A 5346-nucleotide genomic window follows, 5' to 3' on the forward strand; every position below is an offset into this window, starting at 1 on the left:
GAGCCAGTAATTGATTGTAACAATGACGACGTGAACCGCAAGCTTTATCTAAATAGACAGCTTGTTCCTTTGTCGGTCTCAGTTCAACTTTATGCGCTAACAACATCATTCAAAGCTTCCATTAGCTCAGGGAAATAATGGGTTATCGCGTCTTTCCATGGGCTGTCGTAATCATCATAATTCATCGTTTAGCAATAGCTTAGGTCGTCTAAGCCTAATATGCACCCACAAAACGTTGTTTAACAACTGCTTGTCCTTGCTCTGATAACGCCCAGTCTAAAAAGGCTTTTACCTTAGTATTAGGTTTCCCTTTAGTCACAATATAAAGTGGGCGGGTGATTGGGTATTGACTATTGTTAACAGTGGCATTTTGCCCCTCAATACTTAAGGCTTTAATCCCTTTTTTGCCCTTAATAAATGCAAAACTGAGTTGGCCAATTGCCCCCGCTTGTTTTGCTACTAATGATGCAATTTTTGCGTCAGGTGTAATGGTTTTGACCTTATCGTATTTTTCACCATCTAATATAGTAGAGGCAAAGACATGTCTTGTGGCGGATGCAGCTTTAACCACATAGACTTTAATCTGCATATCAATCCCACCTAATTCAGACCAGTTGGTTATTTTGCCGCTAAATACATCTTTAAGTTGTTGTTTGCTTAAGCTTGAAATAGGATTGTTTTCATTGACCAATACTGCAATTGCATCTCGACCAACCAAGGTGGAAATCAGTCCCGCTTCTAAGTAGCGTTGCTTAATATCACGTGCTACTCCACCCATATCACAGCGTTGACGCAAGGTGCATTGTTCTCCCCCCGCACTTTCTGAAACCGTATTAATTTTAAATTCTACTGCATTGTAATGCTTGGCTGCATCGGTGATAAATTTGCCGACTGTAGATGAACCTTCATAGTTTAAGCTATCAGCAAATAGTGTTGAGTAGCTCATCAGAGCAATTAAAAATAGTGTGATACGCATAATAATGCCTCCTTTGGATCATGACTGATGGGAATGAGTCATGTTTATCTAATAAAATTAGGATATTATGTTTTTATTTTAATCCTAAAATACACTGCCATTCTGGTTCTGAAACGGGCATGATGGAGAGACGACTGCCTTTTCTCACTAGGGCTAAATCGGCTAATTCAGCTTGTTGTTTCAGAGTGTGTAAACTAATTTCTTGTTCAAATTTTTCGACAAATGCGACATCCACCCGATACCAGCGCGGGCTATCAGGTTTGCTTTTAGGGTCGTAGTATTTCTCGTCTGGGTCAAACGCGGTGTTATCGACATAGCCCGCTTTTACAATTTTCATCATGCCTACAATCGCAGGTATTTTACAATTTGAGTGATAGAAAAAAACTAAATCACCGATTTGCATTTGGTCACGCATCATATTTCGCGCTTGATAGTTGCGTACCCCATCCCAAGGTTCGATTTGCACTTTAGCTAAGTCATCAATACTAAACGCATTCGGTTCTGATTTCATTAGCCAATATGCCATTACAATGTCCCGAGTTGATGGCTTGCCACTTCTTCAAAAATAGAATGATATTCTTGCACTTGTTCACCTGATAGTAGGAATATACCATCGCCACCGTGTTCAAATTCTAACCATGTAAACGGCACTTCTGGATATTGTTCAATTACTGCGGGTTCGCTTGCGCCAACTTCTACGATTAATATGCCTTCTGGAGTAAGGTGGTTTATTGCATCACGCAGAATTTGTTTGACAAAAAATAGGCCGTCCTTGCCTGCTTCTAATGCTCCGAGTGGTTCGTGATGGTATTCAGGTGGCATGGTTTCGATTTCATGCGCGTCCACATAGGGTGGATTGGCAACGATGAGGTCATAGTGCAGGCCTGATAAGTTGCTGAATAAGTCAGATGATACCGCGTGCACCCAATTTTCTAATTGATGTTGTGTGATATTTTTCTTAGCCACGGTGAGGGCATCGTTGGAAATATCGACCGCGTCGACTTCAGCTCCAAAGTGGTGTGCAATCGCAATCGCAATACACGCACTACCTGTACCTAAGTCTAGTACACGGTTGACGTTATTCATGTCAATCCACGGTGCAAAGTCGTTGGCAATCAGTTCTGCAATTGGTGAACGTGGGATCAGTACTCGTTTGTCCACGTAGAATGACAGGTCTGAAAACCACGCTTGTTCGGTTAAATATGGCAATGGGATGCGTTGCTGGATCCGTTTTTGGATTCGTTCGAGCAGTAGCCGTCGTTCTTGGCAGCTTAGTTTTGCTTGCCAGAGGTTGTCAGGTAAATGACGCGGTAAGTGCAGACTTTGGGAGACTAAAGCCACTGCTTCGTCTAGCGCATTGTCTGTACCGTGTCCGAAATAAATATTGGCTTGGTTGAATTGTGTGGTTGCCCAGCGTACGAAATCAACCAGTGTATCAAGTTCTTCGATGATGTTGCTCATAAAGTCATTTTATAAAGGCAGTTTAGATTAAGTTTAACATTATCCTTTATGAAACGCAGCATAGGTTAAGGTGTTTTTTGATTGGTACTCAGATGGTTTAGATATTTTTTATTAGGGTTTGAGTTGGAGTTTATAAAATTAGGGCATTTTCAGCATTGAATCATATTGGTTTAAAGTTTTGCTACACGGTTTAAACCTGTTTAAAATCTCATTCAGTTAGTTCCATAAAAATATCTGAATCAGGATTTGCAAGATTTTAGGATTAACCCGATTAGATTGTAGATGAACTTGAAAATTGAGGCAATTACTTGAGATTGAATTTAATCCTGAAAATTCTTTAATCTTGTGAATCCTGATTCAGACAATAATCCTGTCCATCCAATCATCCGTTAAATAAGGATTTTTCCATGTTTGATAATTTATTAGAAAGTATAGTCGCACTTTTCGTACAATTTATCACAATCATTAGTCCAAAACCGCGTGTGATTAAACAACTAGAACAAGAAATAGGTACAAAACTAAATAAGTACAAACTAGTAAATTGGGGTTCAATTGCCTATCGCATTAATTTACAACAACAGGTTATAGCATTAAGTTTATACGAATGTGAAATAAAGCAAAATCCAGAATGTTTATGTACTCTCAGTTATTTACAAGAATTATGCTTACCCAGACTCCTTTGCGCAACTGCTAAACTTGAGTTATTTAAATTTGATGAAAACAAACTGAAAGAGCTGCCAGCATCATTTGGGCAACTGCAAAAACAGTATTGGCTTAATTTTCCACAGCACTATCTTGAAAAATGCAGAAGTGATACGCTAATCAATCAAATATGATGAGTTGATGAACTGCATCCATCAGAATAATTTGATAGATGTGGTTCTTGCTCATCTGTTAAACAGCCTCAATATCTGTTATAACTTCTTTATATTCTGTAGCTTGACATACATCATTGCTGTCATCAGTGCATCATTGAATGCATCGTGTTGCCCTAAAGAGGGTAAATCGAGTTCTTCCATAATGACATCAAACCGTAAATCGATATGAGTTTGATGAAGTGCATTGACCTTTTTTTCATAATAAATACCCGATACATCAGTCTGTTCATTCGGTAATACGATTCCTAACAAAGGTCGTAGATATTTATTAATCATTGCCACATCAAATTCTAAATAGTAACCAACTAGTGGGCGTGAGCCAATAAAACGTAAAAACTGTAATACTGCATGTTTAGGGTCTAGCCCATCCTTAAGGTCACAGTGACGCAAATGATGGACTTTGATACTGGCTTCGTTAATATCTTTGCTTGGTTTTACAAAGAGTTCTAATTTTCGGCTGGTCAAAATATGATTATTTCTGATAATGACCGCACCAATAGACAGGATTTCAGCTCTTCGAGGGTTAATGCCTGTGGTTTCACAGTCAAAACAGACATACTCGTCACCTGGTGGTTCATCAAATAAAAATGAATAGTTTTCATCTTGTAAACGTTTACGATTCATTTGATATTTAAACTGACTAAACATAGGGTATTCCTTTGAATTATTAGTTTCACCCGTATGTGGTTCTCCTCCACAATGCCAATGTATTTTTTTATTAGAATAAATACATTGGCCGCTATATTAACAAATTTAATAAACACTGCCAGTATTAAGCTTGAATATTACTTCTTTAAAGGGATTACAAAATTTTTATCAGAATATCAAAATAATTGAAAACCAAGTCATTATCTATACTAAAAGTCTATCAATAGTTTAACTTTTTATATCAATATCACAGAGACACTGTCCCTTGCTACGCTTGTCTATTAGCGGTTGTCAGATTTAAGCCTATCATCTATGATTAATCTCACGTTTAATCTATTCTTAAAGGAAACCATGATGAAACACACCTTATCGCTATTATTGGCGACGGTGTTGTGCTTGGTAGGCTATACAACATCAGTCGCGGCTCAGGATGGCGCATATTTAACGCCTGAGTCTATTCAAAAGATACGAGATGATCGTAAGCGTGGTGATGACCCCACCAAACTTTGCGAAGATTCTTGTAAAGATTTTGAAAAAACCTGTAAAGAAGTCAGCAAAGATGCAGAGAAGCAATGTAAAGATTACAAAGACGAAGAAAAATCTTGTAAATCATCTTGTGACGGTGATAAAGCATGTGAGAAAACATGTAAAAGCTATTACAATCAGTGGGAAAAACTGTGTAAAGAAGATGTAAAAGATTGGGAAAAAGAATGTAAGTCTGCGGCTAAAGACTGTAAATCTTCTTGTAAAGATTCATTTATTATTCTTTTATTAGATGCTGATAATTCAATTCCAGTGATTGATTTAACACCAGCTGAGGTTTCAACTCTTTCTATCGAAATTGTTATTAATTTCACCTATAACCATATCATTGATTTACCTGTGGAAGCAGTTGCAGGTTTCCAACCAAAACAAATTAGAGCCTTATCTCCGGAAGCTTTAGAAGCCTTATCTCCAGAACAAGCATTAGCTTTATCTATCGAAGCGCGTCAATCATTCTCTATTGAACAAATTGCATCTCTTCCAGAAGAAACAGTTGAAGTCTTAGCATTTGAATCATGTGAAGGTGATGAGTGTGATAATGAAGAATTTCCACCAATCGCATGTACTTTTGAATATGCGCCTGTTTGTGGCGAAGTTGATGAAGACGAAGAGGTTACTTTTGGTAATTTATGTCAGTTAGAAGCGGAACAAGCTGAATTTTTACATGAAGGCGCATGTGATGAAGAACCATCTCCTGTTGCATGTACAGCTGAATACGCGCCTGTTTGTGGCGAAGTTGAAGATGATGAAGTTGCTACTTTTGGTAACTTATGCCAATTAGAAGCGGAACAAGCTGAGTTTATACACGAAGGTGAATGCGACTTTGAGTTAATTGATGAG

Annotated in this window: 7 protein-coding genes; 2 read left to right on the forward strand and 5 right to left on the reverse strand. The window is 38.0% G+C overall.

Annotation, left to right across the window (positions count from 1 at the left end):
- The 4 genes from ABXH34_RS17585 to prmB all read right to left on the reverse strand — a co-directional run.
- Positions 1 to 109: helix-turn-helix domain-containing protein (locus tag ABXH34_RS17585; RefSeq protein WP_353573169.1), on the reverse strand; the 109-nt coding region annotated here is incomplete at its 3' end.
- A gap of 105 nt (positions 110 to 214) precedes the next feature.
- Entirely contained in the window at positions 215 to 976 is a 762-nt protein-coding gene (locus ABXH34_RS17590; protein ID WP_353573189.1) for a PstS family phosphate ABC transporter substrate-binding protein, read from the reverse strand.
- Positions 977 to 1049: 73 nt separating this feature from the next.
- Complete coding sequence (locus ABXH34_RS17595; RefSeq protein ID WP_353573190.1) at positions 1050 to 1502, reverse strand: EVE domain-containing protein; 453 nt, start codon at positions 1500 to 1502, stop codon at positions 1050 to 1052.
- Positions 1502 to 2437 carry a 50S ribosomal protein L3 N(5)-glutamine methyltransferase gene (gene prmB, locus ABXH34_RS17600; RefSeq protein ID WP_353573191.1) on the reverse strand — a complete coding sequence of 312 codons (936 nt, stop codon included), beginning with the start codon at positions 2435 to 2437 and terminating at the stop codon, positions 1502 to 1504. The genes ABXH34_RS17595 and prmB overlap by 1 nt, the downstream gene beginning before the upstream one ends.
- 407 nt (positions 2438 to 2844) lie before the next feature.
- Here prmB and ABXH34_RS17605 point away from each other — a divergent pair, with 407 nt between their 5' ends.
- Positions 2845 to 3273, forward strand: coding sequence for a hypothetical protein (locus ABXH34_RS17605; protein WP_353573192.1), 429 nt, complete (start codon positions 2845 to 2847; stop codon positions 3271 to 3273).
- 78 nt (positions 3274 to 3351) lie between these two features.
- Here ABXH34_RS17605 and ABXH34_RS17610 read toward each other — a convergent pair whose 3' ends face one another.
- A complete protein-coding gene (locus ABXH34_RS17610) occupies positions 3352 to 3963 on the reverse strand; it encodes a 3'-5' exonuclease (RefSeq protein ID WP_353573193.1) in 612 nt (203 codons plus the stop codon).
- 351 nt (positions 3964 to 4314) lie between these two features.
- Between ABXH34_RS17610 and ABXH34_RS17615 the strand changes: the two genes are divergently transcribed.
- Positions 4315 to 5346 (forward strand): Kazal-type serine protease inhibitor family protein (locus tag ABXH34_RS17615; protein WP_353573194.1); only part of this gene is annotated, 1032 nt, incomplete at its 3' end.

This window comes from Candidatus Albibeggiatoa sp. nov. BB20 (assembly GCA_016744725.1).
GTDB lineage: Bacteria > Pseudomonadota > Gammaproteobacteria > Beggiatoales > Beggiatoaceae > Albibeggiatoa.

Bases quoted from the DNA above. Each gene is read 5' to 3' on its own strand.
- ABXH34_RS17595 (WP_353573190.1), bottom strand. From the start codon at position 1,502: ATGGCATATTGGCTAATGAAATCAGAACCGAATGCGTTTAGTATTGAT.
- ABXH34_RS17605 (WP_353573192.1), top strand. From the start codon at position 2,845: ATGTTTGATAATTTATTAGAAAGTATAGTCGCACTTTTCGTACAATTT.
- ABXH34_RS17590 (WP_353573189.1), bottom strand. From the start codon at position 976: ATGCGTATCACACTATTTTTAATTGCTCTGATGAGCTACTCAACACTA.
- ABXH34_RS17610 (WP_353573193.1), bottom strand. From the start codon at position 3,963: ATGTTTAGTCAGTTTAAATATCAAATGAATCGTAAACGTTTACAAGAT.
- prmB (WP_353573191.1), bottom strand. From the start codon at position 2,437: ATGAGCAACATCATCGAAGAACTTGATACACTGGTTGATTTCGTACGC.